General features: G+C 45.0%; 18 protein-coding genes. 16 read left to right on the top strand and 2 right to left on the bottom strand.

Translation table 11 applies throughout. The annotated features are described in order from the left end of the window. Positions 1-327: 327 nt before the first annotated feature. The 8 genes from KUA46_RS06425 to KUA46_RS06390 all read left to right on the top strand — a co-directional run bounded on the left by KUA46_RS06425 (position 328) and on the right by KUA46_RS06390 (position 8,296). The gene (locus KUA46_RS06425; RefSeq protein WP_218487190.1) at positions 328-1,683 is read left to right on the top strand and encodes a Na(+)-translocating NADH-quinone reductase subunit A; all 1,356 of its coding nucleotides are present in this window, start codon (positions 328-330) and stop codon (positions 1,681-1,683) included. Between the two features lie 82 nt (positions 1,684-1,765). Further along, positions 1,766-2,923, top strand: a complete 1,158-nt coding sequence (locus tag KUA46_RS06420; protein WP_117727986.1) for an NADH:ubiquinone reductase (Na(+)-transporting) subunit B — start codon at positions 1,766-1,768, stop codon at positions 2,921-2,923. 18 nt (positions 2,924-2,941) lie between these two features. Continuing rightward, positions 2,942-3,544, top strand: coding sequence for an FMN-binding protein (locus KUA46_RS06415; RefSeq protein ID WP_022121849.1), 603 nt, complete (start codon positions 2,942-2,944; stop codon positions 3,542-3,544). Between the two features lie 12 nt (positions 3,545-3,556). Beyond that, entirely contained in the window at positions 3,557-4,183 is a 627-nt protein-coding gene (locus KUA46_RS06410; protein ID WP_022121848.1) for an NADH:ubiquinone reductase (Na(+)-transporting) subunit D, read from the top strand. 1 nt (position 4,184) lies between these two features. Beyond that, the gene (nqrE, locus tag KUA46_RS06405) at positions 4,185-4,808 is read left to right on the top strand and encodes an NADH:ubiquinone reductase (Na(+)-transporting) subunit E (RefSeq protein ID WP_006848996.1); all 624 of its coding nucleotides are present in this window, start codon (positions 4,185-4,187) and stop codon (positions 4,806-4,808) included. Positions 4,809-4,826: 18 nt separating this feature from the next. Continuing rightward, positions 4,827-6,101, top strand: a complete 1,275-nt coding sequence (gene nqrF, locus KUA46_RS06400; RefSeq protein ID WP_022121847.1) for an NADH:ubiquinone reductase (Na(+)-transporting) subunit F — start codon at positions 4,827-4,829, stop codon at positions 6,099-6,101. A gap of 135 nt (positions 6,102-6,236) precedes the next feature. Next, entirely contained in the window at positions 6,237-7,817 is a 1,581-nt protein-coding gene (locus tag KUA46_RS06395; RefSeq protein WP_218487191.1) for a capsule assembly Wzi family protein, read from the top strand. Positions 7,818-7,837: 20 nt separating this feature from the next. Then, positions 7,838-8,296 carry a lipocalin-like domain-containing protein gene (locus tag KUA46_RS06390; RefSeq protein ID WP_117727982.1) on the top strand — a complete coding sequence of 153 codons (459 nt, stop codon included), beginning with the start codon at positions 7,838-7,840 and terminating at the stop codon, positions 8,294-8,296. A gap of 52 nt (positions 8,297-8,348) precedes the next feature. Here the strand turns inward: KUA46_RS06390 and KUA46_RS06385 are convergent, their stop codons facing one another. After that, positions 8,349-10,337: a fructose-1,6-bisphosphatase gene (locus tag KUA46_RS06385; RefSeq protein WP_118080050.1), complete on the bottom strand. Its 1,989-nt coding sequence runs from the start codon at positions 10,335-10,337 to the stop codon at positions 8,349-8,351. Between the two features lie 179 nt (positions 10,338-10,516). On the opposite strand from KUA46_RS06385, the gene galE reads away from it, so the two are divergent. Continuing rightward, a complete protein-coding gene (galE, locus tag KUA46_RS06380; protein ID WP_006849003.1) occupies positions 10,517-11,554 on the top strand; it encodes a UDP-glucose 4-epimerase GalE in 1,038 nt (345 codons plus the stop codon). Positions 11,555-11,638: 84 nt separating this feature from the next. Here galE and tnpC read toward each other — a convergent pair whose 3' ends face one another. Then, positions 11,639-13,114 carry an IS66 family transposase gene (tnpC, locus tag KUA46_RS06375; protein ID WP_434725783.1) on the bottom strand — a complete coding sequence of 492 codons (1,476 nt, stop codon included), beginning with the start codon at positions 13,112-13,114 and terminating at the stop codon, positions 11,639-11,641. 436 nt (positions 13,115-13,550) lie between these two features. Between tnpC and KUA46_RS06370 the strand changes: the two genes are divergently transcribed. The 7 genes from KUA46_RS06370 to KUA46_RS06340 all read left to right on the top strand — a co-directional run bounded on the left by KUA46_RS06370 (position 13,551) and on the right by KUA46_RS06340 (position 19,451). Then, the gene (locus KUA46_RS06370) at positions 13,551-13,868 is read left to right on the top strand and encodes a T9SS type A sorting domain-containing protein (protein WP_006849004.1); all 318 of its coding nucleotides are present in this window, start codon (positions 13,551-13,553) and stop codon (positions 13,866-13,868) included. 114 nt (positions 13,869-13,982) lie between these two features. Further along, entirely contained in the window at positions 13,983-15,443 is a 1,461-nt protein-coding gene (locus tag KUA46_RS06365) for a L,D-transpeptidase family protein (RefSeq protein WP_334649968.1), read from the top strand. A gap of 20 nt (positions 15,444-15,463) precedes the next feature. Continuing rightward, positions 15,464-16,006 (top strand): RNA polymerase sigma factor, encoded by a 543-nt coding sequence (locus KUA46_RS06360; RefSeq protein WP_118085821.1) that lies wholly within the window; start codon positions 15,464-15,466, stop codon positions 16,004-16,006. Between the two features lie 48 nt (positions 16,007-16,054). Continuing rightward, the gene (locus KUA46_RS06355; RefSeq protein ID WP_153081592.1) at positions 16,055-16,453 is read left to right on the top strand and encodes a hypothetical protein; all 399 of its coding nucleotides are present in this window, start codon (positions 16,055-16,057) and stop codon (positions 16,451-16,453) included. A gap of 50 nt (positions 16,454-16,503) precedes the next feature. After that, positions 16,504-16,953, top strand: coding sequence for a hypothetical protein (locus KUA46_RS06350; RefSeq protein ID WP_117586734.1), 450 nt, complete (start codon positions 16,504-16,506; stop codon positions 16,951-16,953). Between the two features lie 171 nt (positions 16,954-17,124). Next, complete coding sequence (gene aspS / locus KUA46_RS06345; protein ID WP_117693621.1) at positions 17,125-18,885, top strand: aspartate--tRNA ligase; 1,761 nt, start codon at positions 17,125-17,127, stop codon at positions 18,883-18,885. A 269-nt stretch (positions 18,886-19,154) separates the two neighbouring features. Further along, on the top strand, positions 19,155-19,451 hold the full coding sequence (locus tag KUA46_RS06340) for a winged helix-turn-helix domain-containing protein (protein WP_022121836.1): 297 nt from the start codon (positions 19,155-19,157) through the stop codon (positions 19,449-19,451). The last annotated feature ends 97 nt before the right edge of the window (positions 19,452-19,548 follow it).

Raw genomic sequence — 19,548 nt, 5'->3', positions numbered from 1 at the left:
TAGACAGCAGCCAGCGTCCATATAATGCTATTGATGATATGTTTTAAATGTTTCAGAGTTGCTTTCTCTAGTTTACAAAAATGTTACTAATTTGAATTTTGCGACAAAATTACTGAAAAATCGGCATAAAATCGAATAATTCACACAATTTTTCTTTTTTATATCACTTTTTTTCACTATTTTTGCAGCACGTTAGAAGTTTCAGCATAGAAGTAGATAAAATATATGTTTTATGGCAGATGGCCAGTATAGCGTCTTGATGAGGGCGCTGACGCATATATCTTGAAGTGATTAGTAAATTTATATTTAATATTTTTTAATGTAGTTATGGCAAATGTAATTAAGTTACGTAAAGGCTTGGACATTAACCTTACGGGTAAGGCTTCCAAGGATGTAACGCTCCAGGTGGCTCAGGCTGGCGAGTATGCGCTGGTTCCTGCGGCTTTCACGGGTGTGACTCCTAAGGTAGTGGTACGCGAGGGCGATCATGTCAATGCCGGAGATGCCTTGTTTGTGAACAAGGCTTGCCCGGAGGTGAAGTTTGCCTCGCCAGTGAGCGGAGAAGTAACCGCCATTGAGAGAGGTGAGCGCCGAAAGGTGCTCTGCGTGAAGGTGAAGGCCGACGCAGTACAGACCTCTACGGATTTTGGTAAGAAAAACGTTGATGCGTTAGACGGTGAGGCTGTCAAGCAGGCGCTGCTTGAGGCTGGTCTCTTCGGATACATCAACCAGTTGCCTTATGCTGTGTCCACAACTCCCGACACCAAGCCTAAGGCAATTTTCGTTTCTGCCCTCCGCGACATGCCGCTCGCAGCCGACTTTGAGGTAGAACTCGAAGGCAACGAAGAGGCTTTCCAGACGGGTTTGACAGCCTTGAGCAAGATTGCGAAAACTTATCTTGGTGTTGGCGTTGACCAGCACAGCAATGCGCTCGGCGAGGCTAAGAACGTAGAACTCAATGTATTCGACGGTCCTTGCCCAGCAGGTAATGTAGGCGTACAGGTGAACAACATCGACCCGGTTAACAAGGGCGAGGTGGTTTGGACAGTAGATCCAGCATCGGTTATCTTCTTCGGAAGACTCTTCCTGACAGGTAAGGTTGATTTGCACAAGACTGTAGCTGTGGCTGGTAGTGAAATCAAGACTCCTGGCTATGCTGAAGTATTGGTAGGTACACCTTTAAGCAGTTTTGTAGCCAATCAGCTGAAAGCTACTGACCATGTGCGACTTATCAATGGTAATCCTCTTACAGGTGTAAAGACAACTGTAGCCGATTTCGTAGGTGGTCATACGTCAGAGATTACAGCTATCCCAGAGGGTGATGACAATGACGAGATGCTAGGTTGGATTCTTCCACGTACCGATCAGTTCTCTACATCGCGTTCATATCTCTCCTGGCTCTTCGGCAAGAAGAAGGAGTATAATCTCGATGCCCGCGTGAAGGGTGGCGAGCGCCACATGATCATGAGCGGCGAGTATGACAAGGTGCTCCCGATGGACATCTATGGTGAGTATCTCATCAAGGCAATCATCACCGGCGATATCGACAAGCAGGAGCAGCTCGGTATCTACGAGGTAAGTCCTGAAGATTTTGCTGTGGCTGAGTTCGTGGATTCATCTAAGCTCGAATTGCAGAAGATTGTACGCGAGGGCTTGAATACCCTGCGCAAGGAGAACGCTTAGTTTTAGTTTACAGTTGACAGTTTATAGTTGATAGCAATGCTGCTAAACCCCTATAAACTTTTAACTATTAATTATTATAATAATGAGTGCATTAAGAAATTATCTCAATAAGATAAAGCCTAACTTCCAGAAGGGAGGTAAGCTGCATGCCTTCGAGAGCGTGTTTGACGGTTTTGAGAGCTTCCTGTACGTGCCTAATACGACAGCGAAGAGCGGAGCCAGCATCCACGATTCCATCGACTCGAAGCGCATCATGAGCTTTGTGGTAATCGCCCTGATTCCTGCTTTGCTCTTCGGTATGTATAATGTGGGATACCAGAATTTCAAGGCTGCAGGTACACTGGATGCTGCCAGCTTCATCGAGGTCTTCGGCTTCGGATTCCTGGCTGTCCTCCCTAAGTTGCTGGTAAGCTACATCGTGGGTCTCGGCATCGAGTTTGCCTGGGCTCAGTGGAAGCACGAGGAAATCCAGGAGGGTTACCTCGTCAGCGGTATCATCATCCCATTGATCATTCCTATCTCTACACCGCTGTGGATGCTCGCTCTGGCGTGCGCCTTCGCAGTCATCTTCTGCAAGGAGATCTTCGGTGGTACCGGTATGAACATCTTCAATGTGGCTGTGGGTGCCCGTATGTTCCTCTTTTTCTCATATCCATTGGCTATGAGTGGTGATAAGGTTTGGGTGGCTAAGGATGCTATCTTCGGTCTGGGTAACACCCTGCCTGATGGCTTCACAGCTGCTACTCCTCTCGGTCAGCTGGCTCAGGGCAGCATGCCTTCAGCTAGTCTCTGCGATTCTATCATCGGTTTCATTCCTGGCTGTATCGGTGAGACTTCAGTCATCGCCATCGCCATCGGTGCCATCATCCTTCTCTGGACAGGCATCGCATCATGGAAGACCATGGGCTCAGTATTCGCAGGCGGCATCGTGATGGCCCTTATCTTCCAGGCTCTCGGCATGACACCTATCGCCTGGTATGAGCACATCGTTCTCGGTGGTTTCTGCTTCGGAGCCGTATTCATGGCTACCGACCCTGTAACCTCTGCCCGTACTGAGAAGGGTAAGTACTTCTACGGATTCTTCATTGGTGCCATCGCCGTTATCGTACGTGTGATGAACCCAGGTTATCCAGAGGGTATGATGCTCGCTATCTTCTTCGGCAACATGTTTGCTCCACTCATCGACTACTGTGTAGTTCAGAGCAACATCTCTCGCCGTGCTAAACGTGCTATTAAATAATGTAGGAGGAATGTAGATATGAAGACAAATTCAAATAGCTATACTATTATCTATTCGGTTATCATCGTGGTAATCGTGGCATTCCTGCTCGCGTTCGTGTCTTCTTCGCTGAAGGCAACACAGGATGCCAACGTGGCTCTTGATACTCAGAAGCAGATTCTGAACTCGCTGAACCTGCGCGACCTTGACAACGCTACTGCGGCTGCCAAATATAAAGAGGTGGTGAAGGACGAGAAGGAGAAAGACGGCATGAAGTATTACGAGTGCGAGATTGATGGTCAGAAGAAGACCGTTTACTCTGTAAAGGGTAGGGGTCTCTGGGGCGGCATTTCAGGCTTCATCGCCGTGGATGCCGACAACAACACCATCTATGGCGTATATTTCAACCACGAAGGCGAGACAGCCGGACTCGGTGCTGAAATCAAGGACAACTTGAAGTGGCAGCAGAAGTTCCAGGGCAAGAAGATTCACAAGGATGGAGTAGAGGGCATCGCTCTGGGCGTAGAGAAAGACGCTCCTGCCAGCGACCCTAACAATGTGGATGCCGTTACCGGTGCTACATTGACATCCAACGGTGTGGATGCCATGCTCAAGGAAGGTCTTGCTAAATTCATTAAATAATTAAGTGAAATTATGGCATTATTTAGTAAACAAAATAAGGAGGCATTCATCAAGCCACTGAACGGCGACAACCCTATCCTCGTCCAGGTGCTTGGTATCTGTAGTGCCCTGGCTGTTACTTCCCAGCTGAAGCCAGCCATTGTGATGGGACTTGCCGTTACTATCATCACGGCATTCTCTAACGTGATTATTTCCATCATCCGCAACACCATTCCTCAGCGCATCCGTATCATCGTCCAGCTGGTGGTAGTTGCTGCCCTGGTTACCATCGTGAGCCAGGTGCTGAAGGCTTTCGCCTACGACGTGAGCGTGCAGCTCTCAGTGTATGTGGGTCTTATCATCACCAACTGTATCCTGATGGGTCGCTTGGAGGCGTTCGCCATGATGAACAAGCCTTGGCCTTCATTCCTCGATGGTATAGGTAATGGTTTGGGTTACGCCCTTATCCTCGTGATTATGGGTGCTGTTCGTGAGCTCCTGGGCCGCGGCTCATTGCTCGGTTTCCAGCTGATACCGGAGGGAGCTTACGACTTTGGATATGTTAACAACGGTATGATGACCATGCCAGCCATGGCATTGATTCTCGTTGGATGTGTAATCTGGGTACATCGTGCCTATATTTATAAGGAGGAGAAGTAAGATGGAGCACGCAATAAGTTTGTTTTTCCGTTCGATTTTCGTCGATAACATGATCTTCGCCTACTTCCTGGGTATGTGTTCATACTTGGCAGTATCCAAGAACGTGAAGACCTCTTTGGGCCTGGGCTTGGCAGTAACCTTCGTGTTGCTCATTACCGTGCCTGTAGATTACCTGTTGCAGACCAAGGTGCTCAGCGCCGATGGAATCCTGGGTGTTGACCTCACTTACCTGAGCTTCATCCTCTTCATCGCCGTCATCGCCGGTATCGTGCAGCTGGTCGAGATGATTGTAGAGAAGTTCTCACCATCGCTCTATGCAGCGCTGGGTATCTTCCTGCCATTGATTGCCGTAAACTGTGCCATCATGGGTGCATCGCTCTTCATGCAGCAGCGCATCCTGATGGAGCCTACCAATACTCAGGCTATCACCTCTGTATGGGATAGCATCGTTTATGCCGTAGGTTCCGGTCTGGGTTGGACTCTCGCCATCGTGCTGATGGGAGCCATCCGCGAGAAGATGCAGTATTGCGACGTGCCAAAGCCATTGCAGGGACTCGGCATCACATTTATCACAGTAGGCCTCATGGCAATGGCTATGCTTTGCTTCTCAGGCTTGAAAATCTAAAATAGGAGGACTATAGATATGGGTAATACATCATTTATATTGGCTAGTATCGGAGTTTTCCTCGTGGTGATTCTCCTGCTGGTTATCATCCTGCTCGTGGCTAAGAAGTATCTGAGCCCTAGCGGAAATGTAAATATCGAAATCAATGGCGACAAGACCATCAACGTGCCTCAGGGCAGCAGTTTGATGACTACGCTGAATGAGAACGGCATCTTCCTGCCTTCTGCCTGCGGCGGTAAGGCAAGCTGTGGCCAGTGTAAGGTTCAGGTGCTCGAGGGCGGCGGCGAGATTCTCGATTCAGAGAAGCCTCACTTCACCCGCAAGCAGATTAAGGACCACTGGCGTCTGGGATGCCAGTGCAAGGTGAAGGGCGACCTGAAGATCAAGGTGCCTGAGAGTGTGATGGGCGTGAAAGAGTGGGAGTGCGAGGTTATCTCCAACAAGAACGTTTCCAGCTTCATCAAGGAGTTCAAGGTGGCATTGCCTCCAGGCGAGCACATGGACTTCGTTCCGGGTTCTTACGCTCAGATCAAGATTCCTGCATACGACTGCATCGATTACGACAAGGACTTCGACAAGGATCTCATTGGCGAGGAGTACATCGGAGCATGGAAGAAGTTCAACATTCTTTCCTTGAAGGCTCACAACCCAGAGCCTACCGTTCGTGCTTACTCTATGGCGAACTATCCTGACGAGGGTGATATCATCACCTTGACGGTTCGTATCGCCACAACTCCATTCTTGCCACGTCCACAGGTAGGATTCCAGAACGTACCAACAGGTATCGCTTCTTCTTACATCTTCTCATTGAAGCCAGGCGACAAGGTAATGATGAGTGGTCCTTACGGAGACTTCCATCCTAACTTCACATCAGGCAAGGAGATGATCTGGATTGGTGGTGGTGCCGGTATGGCTCCATTGCGTGCGCAGATTATGCACATGACCAAGACCCTGCACACCACCGACCGTGAGCTTCACTTCTTCTACGGAGCGCGTGCATTGGGTGAGGCATTCTTCCTTGAGGACTTCTGGGAGCTTGAGAAGGAATTCCCTAACTTCCACTTCCATCTTTCACTCGACCGCAAGGACCCAGTGGCAGATGCTCAGGGCGTGAAGTACTACGAGGGATTTGCTGTTAACTGCATCCGTGATACCTACTTGAAGGATCACGAGGCACCAGAGGATTGCGAGTACTATCTCTGCGGACCTCCAATGCTGATCAAGACAGTAACAGATTATCTGGATTCTCTGGGAGTAGATCCTGAGAGCATCATGTATGATAACTTCGGATAAAACGATAATTCAATCAAAAGAGCAATGCTTGTTCTCAAAAAATGAGAGGCAAGTGTTGCTCTTTTTTTATTTTTCTGAATATATACAATATAATAGAGATAATTACGTTTTTATCTTGAAAGTATAGATTTAATTATGAATAAGATAAAGGTAGGTGTATGTTTTGCCCTTTGCAGTCTGGCAGCCCCATCTATGGCACAGTATATGTGGCAAGAGGAGGATGGCACGGAGAAGCTAGATCTTCGGGCAGATATACAATATGGTGTTGAGATGCAAGGGTCGTTTTCGAAAGGTAAAACCCCATTGTGGCTTAACGCAAACAAACATGGATTAAGTTCTTTAGAGAAGAATAACGGCTATCTCAGAGGTAGTCTGGTTCGTCCGCTTTCTGCAGATTCTGCTCGCCGCTGGGCTGTAGGATATGGAGTAGATGTGGCAGTACCGGTAAACTATACCAGCCATGTAGTGGTGCAGCAGGCTTATGTGGAGGCCCGCTGGCTTTATGGTGTGCTGACTGCAGGTGCCAAGGAATATCCGATGGAGCTAAAAAACCAGTCGCTCTCCAGTGGTAGCCAGTGTCTGGGTATCAATGCCCGTCCGATACCTCAGGTTCGTCTGGCGCTTCCTGAATATTGGACGCTTCCGTTTGGTAGAGGCTGGCTGCAACTGAAAGGTCATCTGGCTTATGGTATGACTACGGATGATGGCTGGCAGCATGATTTTACGAAACGGCAGACTAAATATTGTGACCACATGCTCTATCACAGCAAAGCTGGTTTTCTGCGTATCGGAAACGAGAATGCTTTCTGTCCGCTCAGCATAGAAATGGGCTTGGAAATGGTTGCTCAGTTTGGTGGCAATGCATATCGTCCAATAGGTGACAGTATGGTACAGATTCCTACCGAGAAAAATCTGAAAGGCTTCTGGCATGCGCTGTCGGCAACGGGATCTGATGCAGGTGAAGGGGCTTATGCCAATGTTGCCGGCAACCAGTTGGGCAGTTGGCTGATGCGTATCAATTATGACACTGACAGTTGGAAAGCTGCCATCTATGCCGATCATTATTTCGAAGATCACAGCCAGATGTTTCTCCTCGACTATAATGGATATGGTGAGGGCGCAGACTGGAATAAGAAAGTAAAACGCCGTTTCTTCATGTATTCGCTGAAGGACATCATGCTGGGCTTCGAACTGAATCTGAAGTATTCGCGCTGGCTGAAAAATGTGGTGCTGGAGTATCTCTATACCAAATATCAGAGTGGTCCGTACAATCATGACCGTACATCGGGTATCGCAGACCATATAGCGGGTACTGATGATTATTATAACCACAGCATCTATCCTGGATGGCAGCATTGGGGCCAGGTGATAGGAAATCCACTCTACCGTTCGCCTATTTATAATAATGACGGATATATTGATATCAGAAACAACCGTTTCATAGCTTATCATCTGGGTTTTGATGGTCAGCCTACACAGCGGTTGGGCTATCGTATATTAGGCACCTATCAGAAAGGTTGGGGTACATATAGCAACCCGTTTACAAAAAAGCATCATAATGTAAGCTTTCTGGTAGAGGGTCATTACGATTTCCCGCATCAGTGGCAGTTGAAGGCAGGCTATGCGATGGATTTCGGTAGCGAAAAGATGCTGGGGCATAATGCCGGTATGCAGATAACCATCAGCAAAAGAGGTTTGCTGACGAAAAGAAAATAATAATCGATAAGATAGAAAATATGAAAAAGATAATAGGGGTGCTTTCCCTTGCTGTTATGATGCTCACTCTAAGCTCATGTGAGGTAGAAACAAGCCAGAATGGTGATTTGGATGGTTTCTGGCATCTGGAGCAGGTAGATACTTTAGCTACAGGGGGTACTTGTAACTTTGCAGATAAGCGCGTGTTCTGGGGCTGCCAGTATAAGTTGATTCAGGTTGCTGATTATGACTATTTTGGTGATGGAAGAGGATTTTATCTGCGTTTTGAGCAAACCTCCGACAGTTTGCTGATTACATCTGTTTATCGTAATAAATGGCATGAAGATTATGGAGGCGATGTACTTTTAACAGAAATGAATGATTCTTTGCGTAGCTGTGGCATCAATCATCTGAATGAGCATTTTGCCAAGGAGGTAATGACCGGAGGTAAGATGCAACTGAAGAGTAAAACCCTGAGATTGCGGTTCAGAAAATTCTGAAAAAAAGCCCTCGATGCATGTAGCACCGGGGGCTTTTTGTATGCTCGGTTTCTTACTTCTTCCTTTCTGATTCCTTGATGAAACCATGTCGGTAAGCATAGAGAAGCTCTTTCAGGTCTTCTATCTGCTTACGGAGTTCGCAACCTATATCTGTGTCGGCTACCAGCATTCGGCGGTTCGACATTTCTACAATCTGTGTGGTACTCTTGATGTCGGTACCTTGCTTGATGGCATCTTCCATACTCGTAAATGGCTCGTGCTGGACCAGCTGAAATCCGCGGGAGTGATATACTAAGGTGTAGCCGGCAATGCCAGTCTCGTTGTGGTAGGCTTTAGAGAAACCTCCATCAATAACCATCAGCTTGCCGTTTGCCTTGATAGGGTTCTCGCCCTTGGTTGTGCGAACGGGCACGTGCCCATTGATGATATGGCGGTTAGGACCGGTTACCCCAAACTCATCCATAATATGGTCGATAACCTGTTCGTTATCGCGCAACAGGAAGTAGTATCCCTTCTCTTCTTTATGAGTCTCCTTATCGGTAATGAAATAGCGCTCGAAGGTGGCCATCTTACTCTTGTCGAAGAGCGGACTGTCAGGACCGCACCATAGGTAGATGAAATAATCGATGGCATATTCCTTTTCATTCGGATCAGAATCTGATTGGAAAGCTGTGCGTATCTGCATGCCCGTATGATGCATCAGGGCTCTGCCGCTGAATTTCTTGCCAGGATATATTTCTACCTCTTTTAATGAACCATCTTCGTTGAGCGGACAGGAAGCATGGAAAAGCAGGTTGTTGTTGAAGATAGCGTACATGCAACCATGCTGCAGCATAACCTTGATATGCTTGTGCAGCTTCTCGCAGACCATAAACGAATGATGCAGTTTCTGAATCAGAATTTCCTCTTCTTCAGATAGTTTGTCCGGATTGTCCGGATCGATGGTAGGGAAGTGGCATGAGGTCATGTCATACTCTTTTCCGTCAATCTCTACCTTGCCTTTCCTGTAATCGATATGGTCAAAAAGACAACGGTCTTTCATCTTCCATTCCGGATGCTTCTTGAAAAGCTGGCTCTCTAATTTAAACTGGATGACAGCTATAGCCTTGTGCATCTGAGAGGTGAGCCGCTGGGTCTTTTCATCCATTGCTGCTGCACCTCCGCTGAGCTTAGGCAGAAATTCTTTGCAATCATCCTCCTTGTAGGTTTCCATCGCAAAAGTAGCGAGTGGTACGAGGTTGATGCCATAGCCTTCTTCCAATGTCGAGAGGTTGGCGTATCGCAGGGAGAGACGGATCACATTACAGATGCAGGCATTATTGCCGGCAGCTGCTCCCATCCATAGTACATCGTGATTACCCCACTGGATGTCCCAACTGTGGTAGCGGCGCATCTTGTCCAAGATGATGTGGGCTCCTGGACCTCTATCGTAGATATCGCCCAGAATATGGAGCTGGTCGATAGCCAGGCGCTGGATGACGTTGGCTATAGCGATGATGAAATCATCGGCTCTGCCTGTGCTGATAATCGTATCAACAATAACATTGACATAGGCTGTCTTGTCATGATCTTCGGTGTGCTCGTGCAAAAGCTCCTGGATAATATACGAGAAATCGCATGGCAGCGATTTGCGCACCTTGCTTCGGGTATATTTGCTGGAAACATCACGGCATACAGCCACCAACTGGTGCAGGGTGATGTGATACCAGTCGTTGATGTCGGGTTCGTTCTGCTTGACGAGTTCCAGTTTCTGCTCAGGATAGTAAATAAGAGAGCAGAGTTCTCGCTTCTCCTGTTCGCGAAGGGTATTGCCAAAGAGTTCGTTCACCTTACGCTTGATATTTCCTGATGCATTTTTCAGTACATGCAGGAAGGCCTCATACTCACCATGGATGTCGGCAAGGAAATGCTCGGTACCCTTTGGCAGGTTGAGGATGGCTTGCAGGTTGATAATCTCGGTGCTCGCCTCTGCTATAGTAGGGAACGACTGAGAGAGCAACTGCAAATATCTCATGTCTTGTTCTATATTATAATGTTTCATGTTTTTTTCCATTTTCTTAGAGCCTTTTTACTATTTATTATCTTTTGCAAAGATAGTATAAATAATAGATAAAACAAAGGAAAAAAGTATTTTTTTGAAAAATCTTTCTGTTTTTTCAGATTTTTGCAGTACTTTTGCAGAAGAAATATAATAATTCTTCAAACTAACTATATTTGATTATGAAACAAACTATTCTTGTTACAGGTGGTACAGGCTTCATAGGTAGCCATACTACAGTAGAGTTGCAGCAGGCAGGCTACAATGTTGTTATCGTAGATGATCTCTCAAACTCAAAGATTGAAGTACTCGATGGTATCGAAAAGATTACTGGTATCCGCCCTGCTTTTGAACAGGTTGACTTGCGCGACAAGGCTGCTACCGAGGCAGTATTCCAGAAATATCCTGATATTAAGGGTATCATTCACTTTGCTGCAAGCAAGGCAGTAGGCGAGAGCGTACAGAAACCATTGTTGTATTATCGCAACAATATCGTATCGCTCATCAATCTCTTGGAACTTATGCCAAAGTATCAGGTAAAGGGTATCATCTTCTCTTCTTCTTGTACCGTTTATGGTCAGCCGAAGCCTGAGAATTTGCCTGTAACAGAAGAGGCTCCTCATCAGAAGGCTACTTCACCTTATGGCAATACTAAGGAGATTAATGAGCAGATCATAGCTGATTATATCCATAGTGGTGCAGCCATCAAGAGCATTGTATTGAGATATTTCAATCCTATCGGTGCACATCCTTCTGCTGAGATTGGTGAGTTGCCAAATGGTGTGCCAAACAATCTGATTCCATACGTTACTCAGACAGCTATGGGTATCCGCAAGGAACTCACTATCTTTGGTAATGATTATGATACTCCTGATGGAACCTGTATCCGCGACTATATTTATGTTGTAGACTTGGCTAAGGCACATGTAGCTGCTATGGCACGTGTTCTTGATAAGGAGACTGAGCCTATCGAATATTTCAATATCGGTACAGGTAATGGAAACTCAACTCTCGAAATTGTTGAGACTTTTGAAAAAGCTACAGGTGTGAAACTGAATTGGAAGTATGGTCCACGAAGAGAGGGCGATATTGAGAAAATTTGGGGTGATTGCACCAAGGCGAACAAGGTACTCGGCTGGAAGGCTGAGGCTAAGCTTGAAGATGTGTTGGCTTCTGCTTGGAAATGGCAGCAGAAACTTCGCGCTGATGGCATCATGTAAAGTGTTGGTTGTTTTAGAAAATAATATGAATTGGCTTCTTTTTTCCGTAACTACTCAGCACCCCTATGGGCATGAGTAATCGTCTTACTGTTGTACTACAGCAAGAATTGCATTAAATTTAGAATTTCCGTTCTTCATAGCAGTTTCAGCAATGGAGTGCAACTTGGCAAAATCATCGGCACCGCTGTCTGTTCGGAAGCAACCGCTGACTTTCTGCTTTATCTTGATTTTCCTAACTCCCCGCTCACTGGCATTGTTCTCGTAAGGCACACTTGGATTGGAGAGAAAGGTAAATAGGTAGTCTTTGACTTTAAGGATACCCCTCTTGAATTTCTCAAACTCGTTATCTAAATGCGTGAGGCTTTCACCCAAGAGGTTCTTCATCTTTGTCTTCAGTACCTTTATCTTTCTAGAGGTAATGTTGTCCTCTCTTCTGAGATTTATAGAGTGTTCTATCAGATGGATGAATCTCCGTGACCAGTTCTGGTTTGGATCCAGTTCGTTCAGATACTCTGCATTCCTAAGAAGATGAGCCAGGCAGACCTGATGGTCCTTAACATTCATCTTGAAGTAGCTCTGATGTCTGTCAGTCACAAGTGTCGAATAGGGAAGTCCCTTTGGAAACCTGGAATCTATGGCCTTCTGACCTCGCGATTCTGACTGGAACACGTATGTAAGCAGGTCGTTCTGGAATATCCAGTTCCAATGCAGATGCTTTCCTACCGTAGCACCAGTTTCATCGGCTCCTACGACAGACGCTGTTTCCAGCCTCTTGCGTATTTCCTCATATGCACAGTCTGCCTTGCCGCTATTCTCTTTGAGTATGTTCTGCACTGTACCCTCACTTATATTCTGGCCGGACAGGTCGGATATAAGTTCTGCAATCCTTTTGAACGGAATACACTGCACTACATTAAGGTATGTCACCAGTGCACGGAGGTTGTCACCATACTTGATACGACAGTTGGGAGCTTCGCAGTTGTTTACGCAACCGCATTCACAGACCTTCTCGTAATACTGTTCCTCGCAGGTCTCTACGACCACCTTGATATCAACAATTTGTGTCTTACGGATCTTCTGGCATGGTATATCAATCAAGAGCCGACCACAGCATTTACAATAGACTGGTTCGTGCTTTACAATTACGTCTGGTTCTGCTATAGTCTGCAGTGTGTGACCCTTGTGGCCAGGCTGTCCACCGCTCGGCTTTCCGCTTGGCTTGCGAAGAGACTTTGTCCTGCGCAGCTCACGGGAAGCGATACTTTCTTGGGATGGAGGGATACTGCTGTTACTGCTGTTTTTCTCGGGCTTTCCTGGTGTACTTGATGTATCGTCATCAGCTCCCTCGAGTTCCTTGATGCGCTCTTTAGCAACGGCAAGTTCTGCCTTTGTGGAAGCAAGTTCTGTCTTTAGATTATGTATCTCCACGTCCTTCTGGTTAATGACACGGTTGAGGCGTCCGATCTCCTCAGTCTTCTCGGAGTCGGACTTCTCAAGTTTGCGCAGACGCTGGTTTATCTGGCGCAAAACAACATCTATGTCAGTACAGTCGCTTGCCATTTTTTTGGTGCAAAGATAAGCATTTTTCTCCACATGGCAAAATCACGATTTACATCCATTAACGCAGACTTTTGACTTACGGGGAATGCAAAAACGCATCTCCTGGCAGATAATCTGTTGAAAGGCGATAATAGACAAAGGAGACATGTTGGAGGCATCATCGGAAAAGAACTCGTTAAATGAACTGTTTTAAACAGCCTACGTCCTCATCGACTCAATCATTAAAAAGTTTGTAATGATGAAGAAAATAAGCAAAATCAAGTTTATGCTTTATTAACGAGAAGTTTTCTATAGGGGTGCTGAGTAGTTACTTTTTTCCTCTGAAAGGTTAAAAAAGCTAATTTTTGGGAAACTTATCGTCGGGAAGACGGTAAGTTTCCTTTTTTTTATATATCTTTGCAGAAAGAACTATTGGTTTAACGAAACTTGAAAATATATGAAACGGACTTTACTTTCAATATTGACAATTGCAATGTTAGCACTTTCTGTTCCTTCGGATGCTATGGCCAACGAGGGAAACATAGAATGGGCAGACCTTGATGTGGCAGATATCAACTTGAACTATGCTGGGGGCGTGATGCATATCACAGGCGCTAGCGGGCAAGTGGTGAGAATATATAATGTGGCAGGTGTTACTATCAAGACCTTCCGCATAGAAGGTAATGACAAGCGCGTAAACTTGCCATTGGCTGATGGTATCTATATTGTAAAGGTGGGAAATACCTTTACGCGCAAAATTTGCGTAAAGCATTAATAGTATTATAGAGGCCTTAGAATGCCGTTTTACTTTAATCAGAAAGTAAAAGTCTTTCATTTTTCGTTACTTATCATTTCTTGCTGTTTGATGTTCTGTTCTTGCCACGACAGGGTGCCAAACAGCAATTTCCAATTATCGTTAGATGATTATCAGGACTTACGTTCTTCTGCCTATGCTATCAATTCGAGGGCGGTAAGGAATCTGATAGACAGCATCATGCGAAATGATAAAGACCGACATGCTGCTGATTTGCATACCCGTCGCTATTATCAGAATGAAGGTAATCTGCTTTGGATTACACGTCATGGGGTAAATAGTCAGGCTGACTCCCTGGTGACTTGCCTGCGTACTGTAGCGGATATGGGATTTGATAAACGTCGGTTCTATGTGGATGCTATTGCCCGAGATATTGATAGGTTACGAGATTTAAATCTAGATTCAGCTGATAATCAGATAAATCAAGTGATAGCCCGACTGGAGTATCGCTTGACCAAAGCTTACTTCAGATATACGATGGGGCAGAATTTTGGATTTATGAATCCTAGTTTTGTTTTCAATCGTTTAGATACTCTTGCTCCCAATCCTTATGATAGTAGCAATAGACCCGTTAGGTTCAGAGGTCTGTTTGATGTAAAAATGGCTCATGCAGATGATGCGTTCTATCAGAAGGCTATGCAAATGGTTAGATGCGACTCGGTGGCTTCCTTCCTGAAAGAAGTACAGCCTAAGAATCCTTTCTATTATCAACTGCTGGAGAAATTGAAGGCTGGAGGACTGGGCAAGGCGATGAGAATCAAAATTCTCTGCAACATGGAACGTTGCCGCTGGAGACAGTATGATAATCCCTGGCAACACGAAAAATATGTGGTTGTCAATATACCATCGTTCCATCTGATGGCTATTGATCATCAGGATACGCTCTCGATGCGCATAGGATGTGGAGCCAGTAAAACCAAAACCCCGATATTGAACAGTCATATCAAACGTATGGAGTTGAATCCTCAATGGTTTGTTCCCCGTAGTATCGTTCTCCATGATATGATACACCGGGTGGGGAATCATGGCTACTTTCGCGCGCGTAACTACTATGTAAGGGAAGTGGCAACAGGTAAGGAGGTTGACTTAAACAGAGTAACTCGATCTATGCTTATTTCTGGTGCTTATGGCATCGCCCAGCGGGGCGGAAAGGGGAATGCTCTGGGAAGAATCATCTTCCGTTTTGATAATAATTTCTCGGTCTTCCTGCATGATACTAACAGTAAGGGCGTGTTTGGACAAGAGGATAGAGGAGTATCGCATGGATGTATCAGAATAGAAAAACCATACGATTTCGCAGTCTTTCTATTGGCTGACAAAAACGAGAAACTGAAGGAAAAGATATACTATTCGATGACAGCAGATTCGCTAGCCAATAAAAAACTTGTTGTGAATAACGTAAAGGTTAATCCTCAAGTTCCTCTCTTCATAACCTATTATACACTCTATCCGTTAGCAGGAGGCAGAATAGCTGAATATTCTGATGTGTATGGATTTGATGCGGTAATATTCGATATGTTGAGAAAATATCTATAAACAACACATTTGTAAAAGCAATGATAAACGATAAAGAACTCTTGGCGATGATTAGGGATCCTAAGACCCAACGCGAAGGCTTTGCTGTACTGGTAAGTCAGTATAGCGAGCCGTTGTATTGGAAGGTTCGCCATATTGTTTTAGATCATGATGATGCTGATGATGTGTTGCAGAATGCCTTTGTTAAGGCTTGGACCAATCTCGATTCGTTTCAGGGAAAGTCTTCGCTCTCAACATGGCTTTACCGTATAGCAATTAACGAAGCGCTTGATTTCTTGAGACGCAAGAAGCAGATGGTAAATGTCAGTACCGAAGACGAGCCGGGCTTGGCTTCACGTCTTCTTGCCGATGACTATTTTGATGGAGACCAGATTCAGGCAGAATTGCAAGAGGCTGTAGCCCAACTGCCCGATGTACAGCGCACAGTTTTCACTCTAAAATATTATGATAATATGAAATATTCAGAGATGAGCAAGGTGCTGTCAACAAGCGAAGGCGCTCTGAAAGCTTCCTATCATCTTGCTGTGAAAAAAATAATTGTTTTTTTCAATCGTAAGGATTAAACCTTTTCGGTTAGTTTTCGTCTATTTAATAAAGTATAAAAGAAAGGAATGAGGAATATGTTAAAAGAAGACAATATATTGAATAGCCGTTTTGGTAAGAAAAACCATTTCCAGGTGCCGGCTGGTTATTTCGACCAGCTGACGGATAGGGTGATGGCAAATTTGCCGGAGCAGGAACCCCGCATCATTCACATGCAGCCTAGCTTATGGCAGCGTATGCCGATTCGAAAGATTGCGGCGGCTGTTGCTGTTTTGGCTGTGATGGGAGGTGGTTCGGTACTGGCGCTGAAATATACGGGAAGCAGTAAGCCTGCTATGGCACATGTGGACCATATAGTTCAGAAAGCTGCTGTGAATAATAATGAAGATGCTACTTTTAATGAGATGGCCGATTATACGATGATGGATAATGAAACTATCTATGCATCGCTGATTGCAGAAAATTAATGGTTGGTATTTCTTTTTGTCTACAGATAAAGATTAAAAAAAGATAAGGTATGAGAAAGATAATGCAACATAGGTTTCTTGCGCTTTTAGCTATGCTGATGATTAGCCTGGTTTCACTTGCTTCACAGCCTCAGGGTAGAAAACATCATGATGGATTTGATCCTAAAAGGTTTCAGGCAGAACTAGAACAGTTTATTACGACTAATGCCTGTCTTACTCCGAGAGAAGCTGCTAAATTCTTCCCGGTATATAGACAGATGGGTAAGAAAATGCGTATGATATTCGATGAAATGCGCCGATTCCGTCATGTGAATCCGAATGATAATGAGGCATGTGCCGAAGCTATCAGAAGACAGGATGAGTTGGATATTCAGCTGAAACAGTTGCAGCAAGAGTATCATTCTAGATTTATGACCATCTTGCCACCTAATAAGGTGTTCAGTGTCATCAAGGCAGAGGAACGGTTCCATCGGCAGGCATTCAGGCGGATGAAGAAATAAATCTCTAAAAAAGTAGAGATAAAACTATTTAATATGTATTTATGTGACTTTTGGTCACATTAATAGGGTCGCGAAGATATTTTTAATAATATTTTCGCGATTTTATTTTGTCCTTTCCGTTATTTGTTGTACTTTTGCACTTTGGAAAATAATAATATAATATAATAAGGTATGTACAGAAGTAATACGTGTGGAGAGTTACGTCTCTCTGATGCCGGCAAGGAAGTGACACTTGCCGGTTGGGTACAGCGCTCAAGAAAGATGGGTGGTATGACATTCGTCGATTTGCGCGACCGTTATGGTATCACACAGTTGGTCTTCAACGAGGCTGATAACAAAGACTTGTGTGATGCAGCTAACAAGCTAGGTCGTGAATTCTGCATTCAAATAAAGGGTGTAGTAAGTGAACGACAGAGCAAGAATCCTAAAATGGATACTGGTGACATCGAAATCCTGGTGAAGGAACTCAATGTCCTCTCTCAGAGCCAGACCCCTCCTTTCACTATCGAAGATAATACTGATGGTGGTGATGATATTCGTATGAAGTATCGTTATCTTGATTTGCGTCGTCCTGCAGTGCGCAAAAATCTGGAGTTGCGTCATCGTATGTGCATCTTGATTCGTAACTTCCTCGATGCACAGAACTTCATGGAGGTTGAAACTCCTATTCTTATTGGTAGTACACCAGAGGGAGCACGCGACTTTGTTGTTCCTTCCCGTATGAATCCAGGTCAGTTCTACGCTCTTCCACAGAGTCCTCAGACTTTAAAGCAGCTCTTGATGGTTGCTGGCTTCGACCGCTATTTCCAAATTGCCAAGTGCTTCCGTGATGAGGATCTTCGTGCTGACCGTCAGCCAGAGTTTACACAGATTGACTGTGAAATGAGTTTTGTTGATCAGGATGATGTCATCAACCTTTTCGAGGAAATGGCTCGCCATTTGTTTAAGGAGATTCGTGGTGTAGAACTTCCTAAGTTGGAGCAGATGACCTGGCACGATGCTATGCGCCGTTTCGGTAGTGATAAGCCAGACTTGCGCTTCGGTATGGAATTTGTTGAGTTGAAAGATGCTTTCACAGGTAAGGGTAATTTCTCTGTATTCGATGAGGCTAAGTATATTGGCGGTATCTGTGTTCCAGGTTGTGCTGATTATAGCCGTAAGCAGTTGAACGAATTGACCGATTTTGTTAAGCGTCCTCAGGTCGGTGCCAAAGGATTGGTATATATCAAGTATAATGCTGATGGTACCGTAAAGAGTAGCATAGATAAGTTCTATTCTCCAGAGGAACTTGCAGAAATCAAGACCGTAATGGGAGCCAAGGATGGTGACCTCGTTTTGATTTTGAGCGGTGATAATGCTAACAAGACACGCATTCAGCTTTGCTCTTTGCGTTTGGAAATGGGTGATCGTCTTGGTCTTCGTGATAAGAACGTATTCAAGTGTCTTTGGATTATTGACTTCCCTCTCTTTGAGTGGAGCGATGAGGAGCAGCGCCTGATGGCTACGCACCATCCATTCACTATGCCAAATCCTGATGATATCCCATTGCTCGATGAGCATCCTGAGCAGGTTCGTGCCAAGGCATACGACTTTGTTTGCAATGGTATCGAAGTAGGTGGAGGTTCTCTCCGTATCCATGATACTCAGTTGCAGGAGAAGATGTTCGAGGTTCTCGGCTTTACTCCAGAGCGTGCTGAGGCTCAGTTCGGTTTCTTGATGAACGCTTTCAAGTATGGCGCACCACCTCACGCAGGTCTTGCTTTCGGTTTGGACCGTTTTGTCAGCATTTTGGCTGGTCTCGACAGTATTCGCGATTGTATTGCCTTCCCAAAGAACAACTCAGGTCGAGATGTTATGCTCGATGCTCCTTCTGAACTTGACCCTAAGCAGTTGGATGAATTGGAAATCAAACTTGATTTGAAGGCTGAATAAAAATAGAGAAACGAAGGTATTCACTCCATAAAAGAGTATGCGTAAAATGCCTTGAGAAAAAATCAATGATTTATAATAAGTAATTGATTTTTAGTAAATAAAGTGCTGCGCTTCTTGACGTAAATCAAGAAATGCAGCACTTTTGTTTATAAGTAGTAGTTTTTTCTATTTTTCTAACACTATTTCGAAATAAAAGTTATAAATTTGCAGCAGATATTAAGGTTGAGCTGACGAAATGAGGCTCAATAGAATCATAAAATTCTTAAAACATGGTAGAAAAGAAAGCGACAACTAAGACTGCTGCAAAGAAGCCAGCAGCAAAGAAGGCTCCAGTAGCAAAGAAGGCTCCTGCAGCAAAGAAGGACGTTCTTTACTTGAACGCAGAGAACGCAGGTTTTAGAGCTGGTGATGTATATCAGGCATTGGCAGCTTCAGAAAAAGCTCTCACAGTAGCAGAAATTGCTAAGGCTGCTAAGATTAGTACAGAGGATGTAATCCTTGGTATCGGTTGGCTCTTCAAAGAGGGTAAGATTAAGGATGAGGACAACAAGGTTGCTCTCGCTTAAATAAGGTTTATTTTTCAAAGAGCCGCGGTTGCTTGTAAGTGAGTAACCGCGGTTTTTTCTTTTTCTGTCTTCTCTCTTGAAAGAGGACGAATGTTAT

It is taken from the genome of Segatella copri (assembly GCF_019249765.2).
GTDB lineage: Bacteria > Bacteroidota > Bacteroidia > Bacteroidales > Bacteroidaceae > Prevotella > Prevotella copri_K.
Note: the sequence above shows the minus strand (reverse complement) of the source record. Positions and strands in the feature narration are given on the sequence as shown.

What these genes read in the sequence shown, in the direction of transcription:
- KUA46_RS06425 (WP_218487190.1), top strand. Translation starts at nt 328, where the DNA reads ATGGCAAATGTAATTAAGTTACGTAAAGGCTTGGACATTAACCTTACG.
- KUA46_RS06420 (WP_117727986.1), top strand. Translation starts at nt 1,766, where the DNA reads ATGAGTGCATTAAGAAATTATCTCAATAAGATAAAGCCTAACTTCCAG.
- KUA46_RS06415 (WP_022121849.1), top strand. Translation starts at nt 2,942, where the DNA reads ATGAAGACAAATTCAAATAGCTATACTATTATCTATTCGGTTATCATC.
- KUA46_RS06410 (WP_022121848.1), top strand. Translation starts at nt 3,557, where the DNA reads ATGGCATTATTTAGTAAACAAAATAAGGAGGCATTCATCAAGCCACTG.
- nqrE (WP_006848996.1), top strand. Translation starts at nt 4,185, where the DNA reads ATGGAGCACGCAATAAGTTTGTTTTTCCGTTCGATTTTCGTCGATAAC.
- nqrF (WP_022121847.1), top strand. Translation starts at nt 4,827, where the DNA reads ATGGGTAATACATCATTTATATTGGCTAGTATCGGAGTTTTCCTCGTG.
- KUA46_RS06395 (WP_218487191.1), top strand. Translation starts at nt 6,237, where the DNA reads ATGAATAAGATAAAGGTAGGTGTATGTTTTGCCCTTTGCAGTCTGGCA.
- KUA46_RS06390 (WP_117727982.1), top strand. Translation starts at nt 7,838, where the DNA reads ATGAAAAAGATAATAGGGGTGCTTTCCCTTGCTGTTATGATGCTCACT.
- KUA46_RS06385 (WP_118080050.1), bottom strand. Translation starts at nt 10,337, where the DNA reads ATGAAACATTATAATATAGAACAAGACATGAGATATTTGCAGTTGCTC.
- galE (WP_006849003.1), top strand. Translation starts at nt 10,517, where the DNA reads ATGAAACAAACTATTCTTGTTACAGGTGGTACAGGCTTCATAGGTAGC.
- tnpC (WP_434725783.1), bottom strand. Translation starts at nt 13,114, where the DNA reads ATGGCAAGCGACTGTACTGACATAGATGTTGTTTTGCGCCAGATAAAC.
- KUA46_RS06370 (WP_006849004.1), top strand. Translation starts at nt 13,551, where the DNA reads ATGAAACGGACTTTACTTTCAATATTGACAATTGCAATGTTAGCACTT.
- KUA46_RS06360 (WP_118085821.1), top strand. Translation starts at nt 15,464, where the DNA reads ATGATAAACGATAAAGAACTCTTGGCGATGATTAGGGATCCTAAGACC.
- KUA46_RS06355 (WP_153081592.1), top strand. Translation starts at nt 16,055, where the DNA reads ATGAGGAATATGTTAAAAGAAGACAATATATTGAATAGCCGTTTTGGT.
- KUA46_RS06350 (WP_117586734.1), top strand. Translation starts at nt 16,504, where the DNA reads ATGAGAAAGATAATGCAACATAGGTTTCTTGCGCTTTTAGCTATGCTG.
- aspS (WP_117693621.1), top strand. Translation starts at nt 17,125, where the DNA reads ATGTACAGAAGTAATACGTGTGGAGAGTTACGTCTCTCTGATGCCGGC.
- KUA46_RS06340 (WP_022121836.1), top strand. Translation starts at nt 19,155, where the DNA reads ATGGTAGAAAAGAAAGCGACAACTAAGACTGCTGCAAAGAAGCCAGCA.